19 protein-coding genes and 2 pseudogenes are annotated in these 20453 nt (G+C 67.8%); 10 read left to right on the top strand and 11 right to left on the bottom strand.

What is annotated here, in order from left to right; genetic code table 11:
* Window positions 1-64 precede the first annotated feature (64 nt).
* On the bottom strand, window positions 65-1066 hold the full coding sequence (locus tag VIK36_RS16205; RefSeq protein ID WP_324642712.1) for a LysM domain-containing protein: 1002 nt from the start codon (window positions 1064-1066) through the stop codon (window positions 65-67).
* Between the two features lie 338 nt (window positions 1067-1404).
* A pseudogene (locus tag VIK36_RS16200) lies at window positions 1405-1872 on the bottom strand (potassium channel family protein); the annotation flags it as partial.
* A 66-nt stretch (window positions 1873-1938) separates the two neighbouring features.
* Between VIK36_RS16200 and VIK36_RS16195 the strand changes: the two are divergent.
* The gene (locus VIK36_RS16195; RefSeq protein WP_324642710.1) at window positions 1939-2493 is read left to right on the top strand and encodes an acyl-CoA thioesterase; all 555 of its coding nucleotides are present in this window, start codon (window positions 1939-1941) and stop codon (window positions 2491-2493) included.
* A 93-nt stretch (window positions 2494-2586) separates the two neighbouring features.
* Window positions 2587-3021 (top strand): thioredoxin family protein, encoded by a 435-nt coding sequence (locus VIK36_RS16190; protein ID WP_324642709.1) that lies wholly within the window; start codon window positions 2587-2589, stop codon window positions 3019-3021.
* Between the two features lie 65 nt (window positions 3022-3086).
* Here the strand turns inward: VIK36_RS16190 and VIK36_RS16185 are convergent, their stop codons facing one another.
* On the bottom strand, window positions 3087-3365 hold the full coding sequence (locus tag VIK36_RS16185; RefSeq protein ID WP_159631253.1) for a putative quinol monooxygenase: 279 nt from the start codon (window positions 3363-3365) through the stop codon (window positions 3087-3089).
* A gap of 103 nt (window positions 3366-3468) precedes the next feature.
* On the opposite strand from VIK36_RS16185, the gene VIK36_RS16180 reads away from it, so the two are divergent.
* On the top strand, window positions 3469-5145 hold the full coding sequence (locus tag VIK36_RS16180) for an AMP-binding protein (protein WP_324642708.1): 1677 nt from the start codon (window positions 3469-3471) through the stop codon (window positions 5143-5145).
* Here the strand turns inward: VIK36_RS16180 and VIK36_RS16175 are convergent, their stop codons facing one another.
* From VIK36_RS16175 to VIK36_RS16165, 3 genes are all read right to left on the bottom strand, one after another.
* A complete protein-coding gene (locus tag VIK36_RS16175) occupies window positions 5146-6099 on the bottom strand; it encodes a hypothetical protein (protein WP_324642707.1) in 954 nt (317 codons plus the stop codon).
* Between the two features lie 74 nt (window positions 6100-6173).
* Complete coding sequence (locus tag VIK36_RS16170; RefSeq protein ID WP_324642706.1) at window positions 6174-6785, bottom strand: hypothetical protein; 612 nt, start codon at window positions 6783-6785, stop codon at window positions 6174-6176.
* A 143-nt stretch (window positions 6786-6928) separates the two neighbouring features.
* Window positions 6929-7915, bottom strand: a complete 987-nt coding sequence (locus VIK36_RS16165) for a 3-methyladenine DNA glycosylase (RefSeq protein WP_324642705.1) — start codon at window positions 7913-7915, stop codon at window positions 6929-6931.
* A gap of 151 nt (window positions 7916-8066) precedes the next feature.
* Between VIK36_RS16165 and VIK36_RS16160 the strand changes: the two genes are divergently transcribed.
* On the top strand, window positions 8067-8474 hold the full coding sequence (locus VIK36_RS16160) for a VOC family protein (protein ID WP_324642704.1): 408 nt from the start codon (window positions 8067-8069) through the stop codon (window positions 8472-8474).
* A gap of 39 nt (window positions 8475-8513) precedes the next feature.
* Here the strand turns inward: VIK36_RS16160 and VIK36_RS16155 are convergent, their stop codons facing one another.
* A complete protein-coding gene (locus tag VIK36_RS16155) occupies window positions 8514-9701 on the bottom strand; it encodes an SLC13 family permease (protein ID WP_324642703.1) in 1188 nt (395 codons plus the stop codon).
* A 59-nt stretch (window positions 9702-9760) separates the two neighbouring features.
* Between VIK36_RS16155 and VIK36_RS16150 the strand changes: the two genes are divergently transcribed.
* From VIK36_RS16150 to VIK36_RS16130, 5 genes and pseudogenes are all read left to right on the top strand, one after another.
* Entirely contained in the window at window positions 9761-11146 is a 1386-nt protein-coding gene (locus VIK36_RS16150) for a cystathionine beta-synthase (RefSeq protein ID WP_324642702.1), read from the top strand.
* A gap of 24 nt (window positions 11147-11170) precedes the next feature.
* A complete protein-coding gene (locus VIK36_RS16145) occupies window positions 11171-12334 on the top strand; it encodes a cystathionine gamma-synthase (protein ID WP_324642701.1) in 1164 nt (387 codons plus the stop codon).
* Window positions 12335-12384: 50 nt separating this feature from the next.
* On the top strand, window positions 12385-12891 hold the full coding sequence (locus VIK36_RS16140) for a winged helix-turn-helix transcriptional regulator (protein WP_255172910.1): 507 nt from the start codon (window positions 12385-12387) through the stop codon (window positions 12889-12891).
* Window positions 12888-14234, top strand: a complete 1347-nt coding sequence (locus VIK36_RS16135) for an MFS transporter (RefSeq protein WP_420716217.1) — start codon at window positions 12888-12890, stop codon at window positions 14232-14234. The genes VIK36_RS16140 and VIK36_RS16135 overlap by 4 nt, the downstream gene beginning before the upstream one ends.
* Window positions 14235-14269: 35 nt before the next feature.
* Window positions 14270-15039: pseudogene (locus tag VIK36_RS16130) on the top strand (SDR family oxidoreductase).
* Between the two features lie 32 nt (window positions 15040-15071).
* Here the strand turns inward: VIK36_RS16130 and VIK36_RS16125 are convergent.
* Genes VIK36_RS16125 through VIK36_RS16110 form a run of 4 tightly spaced genes read right to left on the bottom strand, consistent with a single transcriptional unit; the run spans window position 15072 to window position 19610 of the window.
* A complete protein-coding gene (locus VIK36_RS16125) occupies window positions 15072-16286 on the bottom strand; it encodes an acyl-CoA dehydrogenase family protein (protein WP_324642700.1) in 1215 nt (404 codons plus the stop codon).
* Between the two features lie 10 nt (window positions 16287-16296).
* Window positions 16297-17790, bottom strand: a complete 1494-nt coding sequence (locus tag VIK36_RS16120) for an APC family permease (RefSeq protein WP_324642699.1) — start codon at window positions 17788-17790, stop codon at window positions 16297-16299.
* Entirely contained in the window at window positions 17787-18998 is a 1212-nt protein-coding gene (locus VIK36_RS16115) for a glutathionylspermidine synthase family protein (RefSeq protein WP_324642698.1), read from the bottom strand. The genes VIK36_RS16120 and VIK36_RS16115 overlap by 4 nt, the downstream gene beginning before the upstream one ends.
* A gap of 3 nt (window positions 18999-19001) precedes the next feature.
* Window positions 19002-19610: a Tat pathway signal protein gene (locus VIK36_RS16110; RefSeq protein WP_324642697.1), complete on the bottom strand. Its 609-nt coding sequence runs from the start codon at window positions 19608-19610 to the stop codon at window positions 19002-19004.
* A 181-nt stretch (window positions 19611-19791) separates the two neighbouring features.
* Between VIK36_RS16110 and VIK36_RS16105 the strand changes: the two genes are divergently transcribed.
* Window positions 19792-20445, top strand: a complete 654-nt coding sequence (locus VIK36_RS16105) for an MOSC domain-containing protein (RefSeq protein ID WP_324642696.1) — start codon at window positions 19792-19794, stop codon at window positions 20443-20445.
* Window positions 20446-20453 lie beyond the last annotated feature (8 nt).

Raw genomic sequence — 20453 nt, 5'->3', positions numbered from 1 at the left:
ACTTGTCCGCGGGTCCAGCCCTTGGAGGCCAGGACCCGCGGACAAGCTTACGAATTCCGCAATTTCAGTTCAGCGCGATCAGGAGCATCGTGCTGGTTCCCGGGATGCAGGTCTGCAGGATCGCCCGGGGAAACCCGCCGAACACCGAGATGACGTCATTGGTGGTTCCGGGATTTGGCACTGTGCCGCGCCCGGTCACCGTGTACGTTCCGTAACCCGGGATGCTCACGGTCTCACCCACGCCGATTCCCGAGAACCGGGCCCATCCACCGCAGAAATCGTGTTCGGTGATGAACAGGGAGTAGCCGTCATTGGGTGTGTAGTGGATGGGCCCGATGCAGGCGTCCACCATGGACTGGCCACCCGAACCGGCTACGTAGATGGTCCGGACGGCAGGAGCCGCCGGCGCAACGGCGGCCGGAGCGGATGCCTGCGCAGCAACCGGTGCCGCGGCGGGGGCGGGCGCGGCAGCCGGAGCAGGAGCAGGCTCGGCAACTGCGATGGGCGGGCCCGTCAACAGGAGCGTTTCGCCCGGGTAGATGATGCTGTACGCACTCAGTCCGTTGGCCGCGAGCATGGCATTCATGTCCACGCCATGGCCGGCGGCGATTGCCCCGACGGTGTCGCCCGGCACCACCGTGTACAGGTTGGGGTCGCCGGCAGGTTCGGGGACCGGCGCGGGTGCAGGCTCGGGTGCCACGGGCGGCGGAGCCGGAGCCGGGTCGGCCGGTGGGGCCGGCGCTTCGGCGGCCGGAGCGGCCACCTGCGCTGCCACCGCTTCCGCCGCCCCGGGAGCGGCTGCAGGAGCTGTGGGGGCGGAGCTGCTTGCCGACGGCGGCGCGGGGGCCTCTGCTGCCTGCGCCGCCGCCGTCGTGCTCCCGTTGAGGGACGCGGGCGGCGCCGCCATGGCACCGACGCCCACCGCGGCCACCACCGCTGCCGTGGCCATGCCGGCCCATAACTTGTTGCTGATGACCGGCCGGCCGGTGGTCAGGTCGGTCCGGGGTTCGTCGGTGGCGAAGCTTCTGCTGGTGCCGTCGGGGGAGGGAAGGGAAGGCTGGTTCATGGGTTGCCCATCAGTGTTCGGTCCCGCCGGGGCGCTGCATGCACACCAAGACGCTGGACGGAGCGAGATGATATTGCGCCGCCGGTCCCGGCGGGGGCCGGAACCGAAAGCGGCGCAGGTTGGAGGCGTCCGCATACCCAGAAAATGCGGAGCTCCGCGTGACGGCAGGAGCTCCCGGAAGCCACCCGGGGGACCTGCCAGTGCGTGTTGGTCCTAGGAATCCCGAGTCTAGGAACGGGGCAAGGCCGGGGCACCAGTAGGGGTTACCCGATTTTGCCGGCCCGCTACTCGCCCGGAAGGGGGCCGCTACTCGACGCCGGAACCTTGAATACTTGCCGTTACAGGGGCCGGTGTTCCCGCAGTTCCGCGATCTCCCGCCGCAGCAGGGCGATCTCGCTGACCAGCTCGGCCACCTCGGCCCGCACCGGTTCCTCCACGGCCTCGGCCACCGTTTCGGCTGTGTCTTCCACCCTTTGGACGAGCCACGAGGCGATGGACGCCGTCACCACACCGAGTACCGCGATCCCGCTCATCATGAGCGCTGTGGCCACCAGGCGGCCGATGGGCGTGACGGGGTACATGTCCCCGTAGCCCACCGTGGTGATGGTGGCGGTGGCCCACCACAGTGCGTCACCGAACGTGGTGATCTTGGCATCGGGCGCCCACTGTTCCACGTCCAGCACGGCCAAGGCCCCCACGAAAACCAGCAACGCCGCGGACGCCGCCACGTAGGTGACCACCCGGCCGCGCAGCGTTTCGCCCACGGCCCGGTGCAGCACGGACAGCAACGTCACCAGGCGATGCAGGAAATCCCACGGTGCCGGATGTGGAGCGGCCCCCCGCAAGATGTTACTGGCGGGTAACATTGAGGCATGCACCTGCTCCTGAGAACACTCCTCATGCTCTTCCGCTCCCGCCGCCGTCCGCCGTTGGCGGTGTGGGACCCGTCGTCCCTGCCCCTGCGCGTCCTGCCCACGGACATCGACATCGCCATGCACGTCAACAACGGCATGTACCTGTCCCTGATGGACCTGGGTCGGTTCGATTTGATGGTGCGCAGCGGCGTCTGGAAGCGGATGCGCCGCCGCGGCTGGAGCCCGGTGGTGTCCGCGGAGACCATCTCCTTCCGCAAATCGCTGCAGCTGTGGCAGGAGTACGCCATCGAGACCCGCATCATCGGGCTGGACACCAAGGCGATCTTCTTCGAGCAGCGCATGGTGTCCGACGGCGAAGTTTACGCGCGTGCCTACATCGCCACCCGGCTGGTCACCGGGACGGGCCCGGTCAGCCAGGAGGACATCCTTGCGGAGTTCGGCGCCCCGCCGGCGGACCTGGTGCTCCCCGATTGGATCCACGAATGGCGTGCTTCCAGCGCCCTCCCAGGCAGCCGCACGCCCGCCCCGCACCTCTGGGATGCCACCGCCTGAACCCGGCGGCCGCCGTCGTCCTTCCCCGTATTCCCGATGACGCGGGGAGCGAACAACCGCGACAGGCCCGGGGCTGACGCGTACCGTGGACACATGGCTACCCTTGACATCACAGGTGAACAGTTCGCATCGACGATCGAAGGCAACGACATTGTCCTGGTCGATTTCTGGGCGGAATGGTGCGGCCCGTGCAAGCAGTTCGGCCCCACGTACTCCGCCGTCTCCGAGAAGCACCCCGACGTCCTCTTCACCAAGGTGGACACCGAAGCTGAGCAGCAGCTCGCAGCGGAGGCAGGCATCTCTTCCATCCCCACGCTGATGGCCTTCCGCGAAAAGGTGCTGGTGTTCTCACAGCCCGGCGCTTTGAACGCCCAGCAGCTGGAACAGGTAGTGGACGCCGTGAAAGCGCTGGACATGGATGAGGTCCACGCCCATGTGGCCAAGCAGCGGGAAGAAGCAGCAGCCGCGGCCGGCAAGCCTGCCGGCCAGACCGGTCCCCAGGACGGCACGCAGATCCCCGACTTCTAAGACTCGTTAAATACAGAATGCGGGACCTCCGGTGGGAGGTCCCGCATTCTGCGGTTAACGGTGCGCTAGACGCGTTCGACCTTGACCGGTTCGGCCAGCAGCGCGCTCAGCGATTCGTTCAGGTCCTGCACGGCGATGCCCTTGGAGTGCCTGTCCAGGTCCTCCTCGGACGCCCACTGCTCGGTCAGGACCAGCTTCTCCTCGGTGGCTTCGGTCAGTTCGTACTGGATGCAGCCTGGCTCCTTCACCACCTCGTCGATGGCGATTTCCAGGGCCAGCTTCACGCGGTGGAACTCGCCGTCGTTGGGGATGAACGTTGCTATCAGGTCAATGGGTGCACTCATGGATTTCACAATACCGGGCGCCACCGGGCCGTCCGGTTCTGTTGCCCCTGTTTCCCAGCCTGTCGTTCTTCTCCTGCCGGGATCCTGTTGGTAGCGTGCCATCATGCGTGCTTATACAGCCGGGGACACTGACGTCCCGCTCCTGGAGGAAACCATCGGCGCGAACTTCGAGCGCGTCGCCGCGCAGTTTCCACTCCACGACGCCCTCATCGAGGCCGCATCCGTGGCGGGCGCTGACGCCCGCCGCTGGAGCTACACCAAGATGAACGACGACGTCGACCGGCTGGCCCGCGCGCTCCTCGCCCTGGGCGTCGCCAAGGGGGAGAGGGTGGGCATCTGGAGCCCCAATTGCGCCGAGTGGACGCTGCTGCAGTATGCCACCGCCAAGATGGGTGCCATCCTGGTCAACGTCAACCCCGCGTACCGCAGCCACGAACTGGAGTTCGTGGTCAAGCAGAACGGTATGCGCACGCTGGTCACGGCGCCTTCGGACGCCAACAGCGACTACGTGGCCATGGGCCGCCAGGCCCTCCTTACCTGCCCGGACCTGCGGGAACTCGTCTTCCTGCCGGACCATGGCCTGGACGCGCTGAAAGCCGGCAGCCCCCAAAGCGACGCCGAACTTACGTACGCCGAGCTGCTCAAGCGCGCCGACGCCGTCGCGCACTCGCACCTGGTGGCCCGCATGGCTGAACTCAGCCCGCACGATCCCATCAACCTCCAGTACACCTCCGGCACCACGGGGTTCCCCAAGGGCGCCACGCTGACGCACCACAACATCCTGAACAACGGTTTTGCGATCGGCGAGCTGCTGGGCTACACGGAGCACGACCGCGTGGTCATCCCGGTGCCCTTCTACCACTGCTTCGGCATGGTGATCGGCAACCTCAACGCCCTCAGCCACGGCGCCGCCACCATCATCCCGGGCCGGGGCTTCTCGCCCGCCGCCGCACTTGAGGCCGTCCAGGACTTTGAGGGGACGTCCCTGTACGGGGTGCCCACCATGTTCATCGCCGAGCTGGCGCTGCCCGACTTCGGTTCCTACGATCTGTCCACGCTCCGCACCGGTGTCATGGCAGGTTCGCTGTGCCCCATCGAGGTGATGAACCGGGTCATTTCGGAAATGAACATGGTGGATGTGGCCATCTGCTACGGCATGACTGAAACCTCGCCGGTGTCCACCATGACCCGCAAGGGCGACACTCTGCAGCAGCGCACCGAGACCGTGGGCCGGACCATGCCCCAGCTGGAAAGCCGGATTGTGGACCCGGCCACCGGGGAGGAACTGGAACGCGGACAGATCGGCGAACTCTGCACCCGCGGCTATGCCGTGATGGCCGGGTACTGGAACCAGCCGGACAAGACGGCCGAGGCGATCGACGCGGACGGGTGGATGCACACCGGCGACCTGGCCCTCATGGACGAGGACGGCTACGTGGTGGTGGAAGGCCGCATCAAGGACATGGTGATCCGTGGCGGCGAAAACATCTACCCCCGCGAAATCGAGGAATTCCTCTACACGCATCCCGCCATCCAGGATGTCCAGGTCATCGGGGTCCCGGACCAGCGGTACGGCGAGGAACTCATGGCCTGCATCATCCTCAAGCCGGGTGCCGGGCCGCTCGATGCCGACTCCCTGGCAGAGTTCTGCCGCGGGCGGCTGGCCCACTACAAGATTCCCCGCTACGTGGAAGTTCGGGAGAGCTTCCCCATGACGGTCTCGGGGAAGATCCGCAAGGTCCAGATGCGCGAGGAGGCCGTGGCCCGGCTGGGCCTCTGACTATCCGGGCTGCTGCACGAGGTCGAACAGCACTTCGCCCTCGCAGATGGATGTGACCCGGACCGTGTAGCCGTCAAAGGATGCCTGCTGGCCGATAGCGAGCCCGCGGAACTCTTTTGACGCGGGGCTGCCGCCGGAAAAGAGGGCAACCGACAAGTCCGCGGTCACCGGGTCACTCTTGAGGTGCGTGCTGGAAAGCCGGACCAGGGGTGGCTCCGCTGCGGAGGTTGCTGGAAGCAGCGGGAATGAGCCGTTTGCTGATGGGACCACCTTGTAGGTTCCAGTGCTGGTGCAGCTTGGGCTGGAAGCGCGCCCTTGGCCTTTCGTGGCTACTGCCTGCGGCTTCGAATCAACCGTTGTTTCGGGCTGGGCACAGCCAGCGAGGGTCAGGGCCGAGGACAGGGCTGCCAGGACAAGGAGCCAGCCCCACGCCTCCGAAGTTCGCGCCATGAGCCGACCGGCCTCAGGATTGTCCATCGGGCTGCTGTACCAGGTCGAAGCGGACTTCGCGTCCCTGACCAGGCCCCGGAGCCTGTCCAGTTCCGGCGCGGTCAGGTTCGCTTCGCCGCGGTCGGGGTGGCGCGCAACAGAATGCTCCCCGCCGGTCAGATACTCGGCTGTCGAATCCCCGCCGCCCTTGCCGGCGGGGCGTCCAGCAGCGCTGGTCCGGCTTGCCGTGCCACCGGCGCCGCTGGCGAGTTCCTGCTCATCCGCGGGCCGTCCGGCCGCTTTCCCGGCCTCCGCAAGCGCCTCGCCGACTTTGCCCAGCAGGAGGCTGTGGGTGCCGTCCCACTCGTTCCGGAACCTTTCGGCGTCGGCCCCTTTCCACCGGCCCGGGTCGCGCACGTCTCTCGACAGCGCCGTTCTGGTGGATGCCAAGCGGGCTGAGGAAGAGGCCAGGGCCTTTCCCAGGGCGCGGAGTTGGGCGACGTCCGCCCCATAAATGCCTGCCATTGTTCCCCCAAATCAGTCCCAGCCTCCAACAGCTTATGCGGCGGCGGGCCAAGGCGGGATGGGGAGAACTGCCCCTAGCCCTCCAGGGAGACCCGGGAGGTGCGGCGTGATAACTGGATAATCGCAAGGGCAGCCAGGACGACTCCTGCCAGCCCTACCGCCGCCAGGAGCTGCCGGGAGGGGCCTCCAGGTGCCGTCAGGGCTCGGAAGGCAGCTCGCCCGCCGCGTCCCTGGTCCGCGGTGGTGACCTCGTTGGCAGGGATATTCCACTCCTCTTGGGAGGGAAAGATTCCGGGTGGGAGCTGCACTTCGCGCAGCTCGCGCCGGGCGGCGAGCCGCTCGCGGACCTCCGGGTTCGGGGCCGGTTCCAGATCGTCGGCTGCGATGGCCGTGGGGTAGTCGATGATGTAGGGCTCACCGTAAAACGCCGAGGACGCCACGGATTCCACCCAAGTTGCAGGCGGTGCCGCAACGCCCCGGGCGGCAAAGGCTGACAGCAGCATGTCCCGGATCTCCTCCAAGCCCCTGCCTCCGGCGTCGCGCGACACGTCGAAGATGGCCAGCTGCAGCCTAAGCTTCTCCTCTGCGTCCGGATCCTGGGCGTCCGGATCCAGGACGGCGGGATCCTGGGACGTTCCGGGCACAGCCTCGGAGTTTGGGTTGGTGCTGCCTGTTTCGGAGCTCATGGGATCCTTTCGGTCGACGTTGCCTGCCAGCCTGGTGCCGTCCAACCGGACGGGTGTGGCACCCCGCGGAGCGCCCTATACCGGCTCCGTACCCTCTGGCACGGAGATCAAGCGTTTCCAGGCGGCCGGAAGTGCCGTGCAGGTCAGTGCCCCCGGTGGTCCTGGATGGTCATCCGCGGGCCAAAGGTGGGCTTGCGGAAGCCGGTGGCCTGGATCATCCGGACCACGCGCTGGCGGTGCCCCCGCCAGGGCTCCAAAAGGCGGAGCATCCCGGCGTCATCGGTCCGCCGTCCGGTCAATGCGGCCCCCACGTAGGCCGCGAGGTGGTAGTCGCCCACCGAGATCGAGTCCGGGCAGCCATGGGTGCGCTGCACCACCTCGGCCGCGGTCCACACCCCAATCCCCGGGATGACCTGCATCTTCTCCGCCGCCTCCAGCGCCGGCAGCGCCGCGAGGCGTTCAAGCGCGGCGGCGGAGCGCAGGGCGCGCATAACGGTGGCGGAGCGCTGGGGTCCCACCCCGGCCTTGTGCCACTCCCAGCTGGGAACCTGCAGCCACTGGGTTGCCGTCGGTGCCACGAGCAAACCGCGCGGGGTGGACGTCCCGGCCGGGGGCGCCGGAGTCCCGTAACGCTGCACCAGGTAGCGGTAGGCGCGCCGCGCCTCGATCACCGTGACCTTCTGCTCCAGGATGATCGGCACCAGCTGGTCCACCATGCGGCCGCTTGAAGGCAGCCGGACCGCCAGGCTGCGGCGCCGCGCCTCCCGCACCATGCGCGGCAGCGTGGCATGGAAAGCCGGTTCATCGAAACCCTGCCAGTCGTCGTCGGCCCCCAACAGGCGGGGCGCCGCCTGCACGGCGGCTGCGGCGCCGGGCCCCCACGCCTGGATATCCACCAACGGCGCGCCCACATCGCCGCCACCCGCGGGGGCGAGCCGCATGGTGGCCGGACCGTCCGGCGTCGTAAAAGCATTCCAGACAACGTCCCCGTGCACGCAGAAGGAAGGATCGCTGTTGCCGCGCAGGAGCGGGCCAAGGGTCCGGGAAAGGCTGTAGGGGGCCTCCGGATACCAGCGCAGCGACACGTCCGCCGCGGCCGCCAGCCGGGGAGGTGCCTCTGCGATCGTCATGCCTTCAATCGTCCCACGGACCACTGACAGCGGCGGGACCATCGGCCCTTCTGCGCATTGCGGCCCCGGATTAGGATCACCGCGTGTGGCGCCCGGACACCGGCGCAAGGCACCCAACCAACAGATAAGCACAGGAACACGGAGGGCAACCATGGGCGGAGTAGTGCATTTCGAGATCCCCGCGGACGACCAGAAGCGGGCCAGGAAGTTCTACCAGGAGGCGTTGGGCTGGCGGATCGAACCGGTGCCGGGGATGGACTACAGCATGGTCATCACCACGGACATGGACGACGACGGCCAGCCGGCGGCTGCGGGCGCCATCAACGGGGGAATGATGGCCAGGGAGGGGCAGATCACCGGTCCGGTCATCACCGTGGACGTTCCGGATATCAACGCCACGCTCAAGAGCGTGGAGGAGCTGGGCGGCTCCGTGGTCATGCCCAAAAATGAGATTCCCGGGATGGGCTACACGGCCTACTTCAAGGATCCTGAGGGCAATGTGATGGGCCTCTGGGAGAACCTCCCCGCCGCGGAGGGCGGCCAGGCTCCAGGCAGCTGACCCGCGACAGCTGACCCGGGCAGCTGACGTGGTGCCGGCTCAGGGCATTCCGGACACGGCCCACAGTGCCAGCACGGCAAGCGGCACGGTCAGCGCCACCGCCAGCAGTCCCGCCGCTGCGAACCCGCCCCACCGGATGGGAACGTTCAGCACCCGCAGCCGCTCGTGCCAGAGCAACGTGGCCAGCGAGGCCCAGGGAGTCACCAACGGGCCAAGGTTCACGCCGATCAGGAGCGCTGCGAGCCGGGCGGGTGAACCCGCCACCGGTTCCAGCGCCAGGTAGGCGGGGAGGTTGTTGGCAGCGTTGGCCGCACCGGCGCCCAGCCCGGCCAGCTGCAGGAGTGCGGGCAGGCTCTCCCCGGTTCCGGCCACACCCGCGAGCAGGGACGTGAGGCCGTGCGCGTGCAGGGCTTCCAGCAGCATGAACAGCCCCACCGTCAGCATCAGCGGCCGCCACGGGACCATGGACCACCGCAGGGCGGAGGGCCGGCGCCGGAGGAAGACCGCCACCAGGACGGCGGCGGCGGCGAGCGCCGGGTACTGGACCGGAAGTCCGGACACCAGTGCAGGCAACAGGACCACCAGCGTGATCCCTGCGGCTTTAAGCAGGGTCCGGTCGCGGACGGGATGGGCCGGTTGCGGTCCGTACGTTCCGCGCAGGTCCCGCCGGAACGCCAGCCACAGCAGGCCAAGGGGGACCAGCAGGCCAACCAGGGCCGGAGCCCAAACCAGCCCGGCGAAGCGCAAGGGGCTCAGGCCCAGCCGGTCCTGCGCCAGGAGGTTGGTCAGGTTGGACACCGGCAGCAGCAGGGACGCGGTATTGGCCAGCCAGATGCTGGTCAGCGCGAAAGGCAACGGCGGGATCCGGGCATGGACGGCCAACAGGACCACCACCGGTGTCACCAGCACCGCCGTCGTATCCAGGGACAGGAACACCGTGGACACCGTTGCCACTGCCACCACCAGGAGCCACAGGAGGAATACGCGGCCCCGGCCCAGTGCGGCCAAGCGGTCCGTCACCACCCGGAACAGCCCTGCTTCGTCCACGAGCTCGGTGACCAGGGACATGGCCAGCACGAAGGCCAGGATGGGAATGGTCCGGGACGCCAGGTCCCCGAACGCGGGAACGGGCAGCACACCGGATGCCAGGGTGGCCACGCCTGCTGCCAGGGTTGCGCCGGGCAGCAGGTAGCTGCGGGTGGCTCTCAGCCATGCGAACTGCTTCACCGGCCTATCCTCGCACCCGCGGCAGGGATCGGCTCGCAGGAAGCGGTAGCTTTGTACCTATGAAGTACGCCCAGTCCATCCTGGACCTCATCGGCAATACCCCGCTCATCAAACTCAACCACGTGACTGAGGGCATCAAGGCCACCGTCCTGGTCAAACTGGAGTACCTGAACCCCGGGGGGTCCATCAAGGACCGGATCGCGGCGCAGATGATCGAGGACGCCGAACGCGAGGGCAAACTGAAGCCCGGCGGCACCATCGTGGAGCCGACCTCAGGGAACACCGGGGTGGGCCTTGCCCTGGTGGCGCAGCAGAAGGGCTACAAGTGCGTCTTCGTGGTCCCGGACAAGGTGGGCGAGGACAAGCGTGCCGTGCTCCAGGCCTACGGTGCGGAAGTGGTGGTCACGCCCACCTCCGTTCCGCCGGACAGCCCCCAGAGCTACTACGGCGTCTCGGACCGGATTACCCGCGAGACCCCGGGCGCCTTCAAGCCGGACCAGTTCTCCAACCCTGCGGCGCCCGGCAGCCACTACAAGACCACTGGGCCGGAGATCTGGCGGGACACCGACGGCAAGGTCACCCACTGCGTCATCGGCGCCGGCACGGGCGGCACCATCACCGGCACCGGCCGGTACCTCAAGGAGGTTTCGGCTGACAGGCCGGAGTCCGACGGCGGCGTGGTCCGGATCATCGGCGCGGACCCCGAAGGTTCGGTCTACTCAGGCGGCACCGGGCGCCCGTACTTCGTGGAGGGCGTCGGGGAGGACATGTGGCCGGCCAACTATGACAAGACCATCCCGGACGACGTCATTGCCGTCTCCGATGCTGACTCCTTTGCCATGACCCGGCGCCTGGCGCGGGAGGAGGGCCTGCTGGTGGGCGGTTCCTCCGGCATGGCCGTAGCAGCCGCGCTGAAGGCGGCCAGGGACCTGCCGGAGAGCGCCGTCGTCGTGGTCATCCTGCCCGACTCCGGCCGCGGCTACTTGGCCAAAATCTTCAACGACCAGTGGATGCGCTCCTACGGATTCCTCTCCGGCGGCGAGGAAACCTCCGTGGGGGAGGTCATCAAATCCAAGAACGGCGAGCTGCCCGACCTGGTTCACATCCACCCCAACGAGTCGGTCCGCGACGTCATCAACATCATGAACGAGTTCGGCGTCAGCCACATCCCGGTCCTCTCACAGGAACCGCCGGTGGTCATGGGCGAGGTCCTCGGCGCCGTGGACGAGCGCACCCTGACCGCCAAACTGTTCCGCGGCGAAGCGAAGCTGACGGACAAGATCTCCGAACACATGGGCCCCAAGCTGCCCGTGATCGGCTCACTGGAAACCATCTCCGCTGCCAGGGAACTGCTCTCTGACACGGACACCCTGATGGTCACGTTCGTGGGCGCGCCGGTGGGCATCCTCACCCGGCACGACCTGCTGGCCTACCTCAGCAACTGATCTGCGTCACCCAAAAGGAGCATCATGACTGCCTCTGAAAACCAGGGTTTCAACACCCGCGCCGTCCACGCCGGCCAGGCCTTCGAGCCCCGCACGGGAGCAGTGGTCCCGCCGCTGCACTTCAGCTCCACCTACGCGCAGGACGGCATCGGCGGCCTGCGCAGCGGCTATGAGTACGGGCGCGGCGGCAACCCGACACGGGACGCGCTCCAGGAACAGCTCGCGGCACTGGAGCTGGGCACGCACGCCTACAGTTTCAGCTCCGGGCTCGCCGCGGAGGACGCCCTGATCCGCGCGCTGGCCCGCCCCGGGGACCACATTGTGTTGGGCAACGACGCCTACGGCGGCACCTACCGGCTCATCAGCCGTGTCCTGGGCGACTGGGGGATCGGCAACACCCCGGTGGACATGGCCAACCTGGACAGGGTCCGCCGTGCGGTGGCTGCGCACAAGACCCGGTTCGTATGGGTGGAGACGCCGTCCAACCCGCTGATGAAGATCACCGACATTGTGGCGCTCGCCGACATAGCGCACGACGCCGGGGCCCTCCTGGTGGTCGACAACACCTTCGCGTCGCCCTACCTGCAGAACCCGCTCGCCCTGGGTGCCGACGTGGTGGTCCATTCCACCACGAAGTACATTGGCGGCCACTCCGACGTGGTGGGTGGCGCCGTCGTGGTCAAGGACGAGGAACTGGCCGAGAAGATCGGCTTCGTCCAGTTCGCGGTGGGGGCCGTGTCCGGCCCCATGGACGCCTTCCTGACCACCCGCGGACTCAAGACGCTCGGCGTCCGGATGGACCGGCACAGCGAGAACGGCCAGGCCGTGGCCGAGTGGCTGCTGGAGCGCCCGGAGGTGGAGGCCGTCCTCTACCCGGGCCTGCCAGGCCACCCCGGCCATGAGCTGGCCAAATCCCAGATGCGGAAGTTCGGCGGCATGGTGTCCGTGCAGTTCAAGGGCGGTGAAGCCGCTGCCCGCAAGGTGGCCGAGTCAACGTCCGTGTTCACGCTGGCGGAGTCCCTGGGCGGGATTGAATCGCTCATGAACTACCCGTCGGAGATGACGCACGCGTCCGTCAAGGGCACGGAGCTGGCCGTCCCGGTAAACCTGCTGCGCCTGTCCTGCGGCATCGAGGACAAGGAAGACCTGATCGCGGACCTGGACCAGGCCTTCTCGAATATCCCGTAACGGGAGGCGGACCTCTGGCTTTCTTGAAGAAAGTCAACTAGTGTTCCGGTATGCCTCTTCGATCCGACTGGTCCCAACGCAACTGCAGCATGGCCCGCGGCCTGGACATCCTGGGTGACCCCTGGTCCATCCTGGTCCTGCGGGAGGTCTTCTTCGGCAACGGGCGCTTCGACGCCATGAAGAGCCGGCTGGAGGTGGCGGACTCGGTCCTCACCAAGCGTCTGGCAGGCCTGGTTGAGTCCGGACTGCTGGAGAAAAAGGCGTACGACGACGGAGGGCGCACCCGCCAGGAGTACGTCCTCACACCCAAAGGTGAAGACGTACTGCCGGTCCTGAACGCGGTGACCATCTGGGCGGAGAAGCATTTGCCGGCACCGTCGGATCAGGCGCATCTCCACGTCATCCATTCCGGCTGCGGAAAAGCCACCAGTTCGGCGGACACCTGCACCGAATGCGGGGAGCGGCTGACCGCGGCGAACACCAGCTGGCACAGCCGCGCCCGTTCCGAGGAGCCCATCCGGCTGTCCACCGCCTCCGGGAAAGGAACGGCCGCGTGAGCGCCCTGCCCGGGGAAACGGCGGACACGTCGACGCTGCAGACCCCGCGCGGACGGGGGCGCCGCTTCCACCCCGCCTGGGTCGTCGCCGCCGTCGCCTTCCTGGCGCTGGTGGGGGCCGCCGGTTTCCGGGCTGCCCCCGGCGTCCTCATGGTCCCGCTCCAGCAGGAGTTCGGCTGGTCCACCACGGTCCTGTCGGCGGCAGTCAGCATCAACCTGGTTCTCTTCGGCCTGACCGCCCCGTTCGCCGCAGCCCTGATGGAACGGTTCGGCATCCGGGCCGTGACGGCAACGGCCCTGGTCCTGATCGGCATGGGCAGCGCGCTGACGGTGCTGGTGAACCAGTCCTGGCAGATCCTGCTGACCTGGGGCCTGCTCATTGGCCTTGGCACCGGCTCCATGGCCCTGGTCTTCGCCGCCACTATCGCCAACACCTGGTTCACCAAGAGCCGCGGCCTGGTCATTGGCATCCTCACCGCCGGCAGCGCGGCCGGCCAGCTGGTCTTCCTGCCCTTCATCGCCATGCTTGCGCAGGACCCCGGCTGGCGGCAGGCCTCCCTGCTCATCGCTGCCGGCGCCCTGGCCGTGGTCCCGCTGGTGCTGAAGTTCCTCAAGAACTCGCCGGCCGACGTCGGGGTGCTGCCCTACGGTGCTGCGCCGGTGGACGTCGAGGCTAAAGAGGCCGCACCGGTCCAGGACAGCGGACCCCGCACCAACGCCGCTGTGCGCGCCCTCCAGGTCCTCCGCCGGGCCAGTAAAGTCCGCACCTTCTGGGCCCTGGCTGCAGGGTTCGCCATCTGCGGCGCCACCACCAACGGCCTGATCGGCACCCACTTCATCCCCTCCGCGCACGACCACGGCATGCCCGAAACCACGGCCGCGGGACTGCTCGCCGTCGTCGGGATCTTCGACATCATCGGCACTATCGCCTCCGGCTGGCTGACCGACCGCTTCAACCCCCGCGTCCTGTTGGCCGTCTACTACCAGTTCCGCGGCGTCGGCCTGCTGGTGCTCCCGCTGCTGCTGAACGCCGAGGTGCAGCCAAGCATGATCGTGTTCGTGGTGATCTACGGACTGGACTGGGTGGCCACCGTTCCACCCACGGCCGCCATCTGCCGCGAGGCGTTCGGCGCTGACGGCAGCGTGGTCTTCGGCTGGGTCTTCGCGGCACACCAGCTCGGCGCCGCGGCAGCCGCCATTGCCGCCGGAGCCCTGCGTGATGCCACCGGGCATTACACCTACGCCTGGTTCGGTGCTGCCGCCATGTGCACCATGGCCGCCGTCATCAGCGCAACCATCCGCCGGAGCCGCAGCCGGCAGGAAGCGGAGCCGGCCACGGCCTGAATCAGCGCACCACGGGGCGCCGCTAGGCTGGTTGGATGGAACCCGTCGCACCAACCACGTCCCGGCCCGTTGTCCTCGTCACCGGCGTGGGACGGATGGCCGGCATCGGCGCAGGCATCGCCCGCCAGCTTGCCGCCGACGGCTGGGACCTCGTGCTGTCCTACTGGGCTGATTATGATGCCCGCATGCCATGGGGGAGCGAGCCTGACGACCTGGTCCGCCTCACCGCGGAGCTGGAGGCCATCGGCGCCAGGGTCCACGCCCTCCCGGCCGACCTGCAGGATCCCGGAGTCCGGACCGGCTGGTCGCCGAAGCCGTGCAGCTTGCCGGTCCTCTCCAGGGGCTGGTGCTCAGCCACGCCGAATCCGTCGATTCCGGGGTGCTGGACACCACGGTTGAGTCCTTCGACCGGCATTTCGCCGTGAACACGCGTGCCAGCTGGCAGCTGATTGCCGCCTTCGCCCGCCAGGCCACAGACGACGGCGGCGCGATCGTTGCGCTGACCAGTGACCACACAGCGTTCAACCTTCCCTACGGTGCGTCCAAGGGTGCGCTGGACCGGATCGTCATTGCCGCCGCACGGGAGCTCGGTCCGCAGGGCATCAGCGCCAATGTCCTGAACCCGGGCCCGGTGGACACGGGCTGGATGACCCCGGAGGTGCGCGAAGAGCTCACGGCGCAGCAGCCGGGCGGCCGCCTGGGCACCCCGGCGGACGTTGCCGGGACCGTGGCCTTCCTGCTCTCACCGGCCGGACGATGGGTCTCCGGTCAGCTGATCAAGTCCGACGGCGGCTTCTCCGCCTGAGCGCTGCGCCGCAACCCGCCGCCAACCCGCGCTCAGTGGAAGGCACCAAGCCCGGTGATGTGCCGGCCCAGGACCAGGGTGTGCACCTCGTCGGTACCCTCGTAGGTCCGCACTGATTCCAGGTTCGCGGCGTGCCGCAGCGGTGAGTAGTCGGTGGTGATGCCGTTGCCGCCCAGGATGGTCCGGGCCTCGCGGGCGATCCTGATGGCTTCGCGGACGTTGTTCAGCTTGCCCAGCGAGATCTGCTCGGGCCGGATAGTCCCCGCGTCCTTGAGCCGGCCCAGGTGCAGTGCCAGCAGGGTGCCCTTCTGGATCTCCACCAGCATGTCCACCAGCTTCTGCTGCGTGAGCTGGTAGCCCGCCAGCGGCTTGCCGAACTGCAACCGTCCCAGCGAGTATTCCAGCGCTGCCTCATACGAATCACGGGCGGCACCCATGGCACCCCAAGCGATCCCGTACCGGGCCTCGTTAAGGCAGGTGAACGGGCCGCGGAGCCCGCGCGCAGCAGGGAGCAGGGCCTCGGGACCCAGCCGGACGTCGTCGAACACCACGTCGCACTGGATGGAGGCGCGCATGGACAGCTTCTGCCGGATGGGCGTGGCCGTCACGCCGGGGGTGCCGGCCGGCACCAGGAAACCGTGCACGCCGTCGTCCGTCATGGCCCACACCACCATGACGCCGGCCACGGAGGCCAGCCCGATCCAGCGCTTGGTGCCGTTGAGCACCCAGCCGGCGTCGTCCCCGCTGCCGTCCCGGACCGCGGAGGTGGCCATGGAGGCGGGGTCTGATCCGGCCGTGGGCTCGGTCAGGGCGAAGCACCCGATGACCTCGCCGGCGGCCATCCGGGGCAGCCACTCCTGCTTCTGCTCCTCGGAGCCCCAGGTGTGGATGGCGGTCATGGCCAGCGAACCCTGGACGGACACGAAGGTGCGGATGCCTGAATCCCCGGCTTCCAGTTCCATCGCCGCGAGGCCGTACTCGACGGCGGACCGCCCCGGGCAGCCGTAGCCCTCCAGGTGCATCCCGAGGACGCCCAGCTCACCCAGTTCCGTCGCCAGTTCAAGGGGAAAGACGGCGTCCTCGTACCAGCGGGCGATGTCCGGTTTGATCCGCTGGTGGGTGAAGTCGCGGACCTTCTGCCGGAGCTCCAGTTCCTCCGCGGACAGCAGGGAGTCGAGGTCCAGGACGTCGGAGGGGCCCGCGGGCACGGCTTCACGCTCTTCACCGCGCATCTCTTCAGCAGTCATTTTTTACCTGTCATTTCTTTACCAGGAAGTAGCCGCGGGTGGCGGGCAGGAACCGGCAGAGGGCGGCGAGCACCACGCCGAGCGCCAGCAGCACCACACCGCTCACGAAGGCACCGCCGATGCCGAAGATCTGGGTGTCGCCGTAGGCCGGGTCCCACATCTGGACGGCCGAGATGAAGAACGCCGCGGTCAGCAGCAGCGCGCCCGTGAGCGGGAGGATGCCGCGGAACCAGAGGTTGCGGGCCGAGTCCCGGAGCGTTCCGCGGAAGTACCAGAAGCAGGCGAAGCCGGTCAGGGCGTAGTAGAACGCGATGAACAGGCTGATGGCGCTGATGGAGTCCGCCAGCAGGTTTTCACTGAGGAAGCTCATGGCCACGTAATAGGCGGCCGCGGCGGCACCCATCACCTTGGTGGAGAAACCCGGGGTCTGGTTGCGCGGGTGCACCTCGCCGAACTTCGCCGGCAGGGCGCCGTGGACGCCCATGGACAGGGTGCCGCGGGCGGTCGGGAGGATGGTGGTCTGCGTGGAGGACAGGACGGAGGCGAGGACCGCGACGACGATCAGCCAGCCCCACGGCCCCAGCACCACATCCTTCATGGCCAGGAACACGTCGTCCTGGTTTGCCTCGTTGCCCAGGCCGATGCCCTCGGACCCCACGGTGGCGTACATCATCACCAGCAGCGCCACCGAAACATAGATGGCCACCAGCACGAAAGCGGAGATGACCGCGCCCCGGCCGGGCGTCGTGGACGGGTCCTCGGTTTCCTCGTTGACCGCCAGGCAGGTGTCCCAGCCCCAGTAGATGAACAGGGCAAGGAGGGCGCCGTGCACCACGGCGCCGGGGTCGGCAAAAGCACCCACCGGGTTGAACCAGTCGAAGTCGAAAGCCTGGCCCTCGGGCGCCCCGCCCACGATCCGCATGACGATGGCCAGCGCAAAGATGCCCAGCGCAATGTACTGGACATACGTGAGGACGCGCTGGACGTGCTCGCCCAGCCGGATCCCGCGGTAGTTCACCAGGGTCATCAGCACGATGAACAGCAGGCCGGTTCCGGTGACCAGCAGCTTGTTTTGTGCCAGTGACCCGTCACCCACCAGCAGCCAGAGGTACTGGCCCGCCACCTGCGCCAGGTTGGCCAGGACCACGATCCCGGCCAGCGCCACACCCCAGCCGCCCAGCCAGCCGGCCCACGGACCGAAGGCCTGCCGGGACCAGGTGAACGTGGTTCCGCAGTCAGGAATGGCGCTGTTGAGCTCGCGGAAGGCGTAGGCGATGAAGAGGACCGGGATGAAGCCCAGCAGCAGGATCAGGGGAGTGTAGTTGCCGTTGACGGCAACAATCAGGCCCAGGGTGGCAGCCAGCGAGTACACCGGGGCGGTGGATGCGAGCCCCAGCATCACGGAGTCGCCCAGGTCCAGGATCCCGGCCCGCAGACCCTTGGCCGGCACCGGGGTGCCGGCCCCGCCGCCCTGGCTTCCCGCCGTCGAAGTGTCCGTGCTCATAAGGTGATTCCTGCCTTGGTGGAGCCGGCCACCGCCGAAAGCGGGGCCGGCGCGTCAATGGTGTTGGGCACAAAGCGGCAGAAATAGTCCGTGACCGGCCCGTCCGATTCGCGGATGCCGCAGCCCACGGACTCGCCGTCCACCACCCACAGGCCCAGGACCGGACGGTTGCCGTCGAAGTCCGGGAGCGGGTGGTACTGCTGGTAGCACCAGCCCTCCCGGCCGTACCCGCCTGGCTGCTCCAGCTTGAGGCCGTCCGCGTGGATGCGGATGTTGTCGCCTTCGCGGCCATGCAGGGGCTTGGCCACCCATTCCTTCAACGGACCCGGGTCCGTGAGGTACGCCGGCAGCAGGTTGGGGTGGTCGGGGTAGAGGTGCCACAGTGCGGCGAGCAGTGCCTTGTTGGAGAGCAGCATTTTCCAGGCCGGTTCCACCCAGCGCGGGTTGTGGGCCCGCTCCAGGAGGCGGGGGCCGAACTCCTCCTTCATCATCAGCTCCCAGGGGTAGAGCTTGAAGATGGTGCTGATCATGAAGTTGTCCAGGTCCACGAAGCGGTTCAGGTTGGGATCCCACCCGATATCGGACATGTTGATGCCGATGGTGGTCCATCCGGCCTGGCTGGCGACGTCACGCATGTAGGCGGCGGTCATCCAGTCCTCCCCGGATTCCTCAACCTCCGAATGGGCAACGTGCAACGTGCTCATGCCCGTGCGGTACTGGAACTTCTTCCACTGCCGGATCAGGGCCTCGTGAATGCCGTTCCACTGGTCCTTTTCCGGGTGGACGTCCTGCAGCCAGAACCATTGGGCCACAGCGGCCTCGATGAGCCCGGTGGGGGTGTCCGCGTTGTATTCGAGCATCTTGGCGGGGCCGCCCTGGCCGTCATAGATAAAGTCGAACCGGCCATACACGTCCACGTCGGCGGCCTGCAGGGATTCCGCGGCGAGCTCCAGGGCCTGGGGTCCGATGCCGATGCTGCCCATGGCGCCCGTGGCCAGGAACTTCGCCGCTTCCAGGCACATCCGGTGCATGTCCTCGGCGGCGAGCTCGAGGGTTTCCACCTCGTCCATGGTGAACTCGTAGTACGCCGATTCGTTCCAGTACTCGATCCTGCGCCCGTCATCCATGGTGGTGGTGGAAAAGACGAGGCCCTGCTCTTCGATCTTCTGCTTCCAGCCCGGCCGGGGCTCAGACAACAACCGTTTCATCCGTCAGCCTCCCGAGACCTTGCCGCCGCCGCCGCTTGAACCGCTCTTGGCGCTTGAACCGAACCCGCCGCGGCTGACCGTGCCGCCCTTGCTGCTGTAACCCGCGGACGCCTTGGCGCCAGTGGGGACGCTGCGCGTGTAGTTTGGCGCGGTGGACCTGTTCTGGCCGATGGGCGGAACGCTCGCCCCGCGGGAATAGAAGTACCAGGCGTAGATGCCGCCGCTCCGCCCGGCGGAACTGTCACAGCTGCTGTCCGCCACGCGCTCGCCGGTTTCGTCGTTGAAACAGACCTGTGCGTACTCAGGGTCATCCTCATTGCTGGCCACCACCGCCGTGATGGTGCCGGCCAGGAGCGCGGTCACGCCGAGGCCCACCACCACGGTGCGTCGCTGGGAGCGCTTCTTGCGGGCCGCGGCCTGGTTGAGCTGCTTCTCCCGCTCGCGTGCAAACGGATCGACGGAGGTGACCGGTTCATTGAGGAGCTCGGGACGCAGGTCCGGCTTGGGGACCTGCCAGGGCGGTGGCTTGGCGGTGCTGCCGGCGCCAGTGCTGCCGTCGGGTGCCGGCCCGGTCTCCGGATCCTCTTTTGGGTCTTTCTGGTTCGAGTCCACGGCGTCCCCCTCAAATTCGTCACGCGAGATGTGGGCACAGCACTGCACCCCCAATGCAAGTCTCGAATCAGCGTAGTCCCTGCCGGTGCCGCCTGACAGCAGGAACGCACTGCGGCAACGGGGAGAAGTGCCCATTGCGGGGACTTGCAGGCGCGTCCCGCGGAAACCCTAGACTGATGCCATGGAACCAGGTTCAGTGCTTGCCGTCTGCCGCGTCCACCAGCTCCTGGGAGACCAGGGCAGCGTGGGTGTCACGGCCATCGACAAGCGCCCGGCCGATGGTCCGGTCAAAGTGCACAAGCTGGGCCTGCGCGGGGACATCCAGGCCAACAGGGCACACCACGGCGGGGAGGACCAGGCCGTCTACGCCTATTCCCAGGCCGACGCAGACTTCTGGTCCGGCGCTTTGGGGCGGGAGCTGCCGCCGGGCATCTTCGGTGAGAACCTGCGGGTTTCCGGAATCGAGGCCACCCACGCGGTGATCGGGGAGCGCTGGACGGTGGGCTCCGGCGTCGAACTCGAAGTCACGTCGCCGCGCACCCCCTGCGCCACCTTCCAGCGGCGGATGAAGGAAACCCAGTGGGTGAAGCGGTTCACCGACGAGGGGCGGGTGGGGACTTACCTGCGGGTGGTCCGCACCGGCAGCATCCAGGCCGGGGACACCATTGAACGGACGTTCGTCCCGAGCCACGGCGTCACCATAGGCCAGTGGTTCAGTGAGCCGGATGCGGGCATCATTGCGGCCCTCCGCGGAGCAGAGGCCGACGGCGAGATCCGGCTCCAGGATGAGTACCACACCAAGTTCGAGGTACTGCTGCGGCGGCTGGGACGGTAGCACCGCCC

Origin of the sequence: Pseudarthrobacter sp. LT1 (genome assembly GCF_035621795.1) — a bacterium.
Taxonomy (GTDB): domain Bacteria; phylum Actinomycetota; class Actinomycetes; order Actinomycetales; family Micrococcaceae; genus Arthrobacter.
The sequence above is the reverse complement of the archived record's forward strand: the minus strand, read 5'-3'. Positions and strand labels throughout refer to the sequence as shown.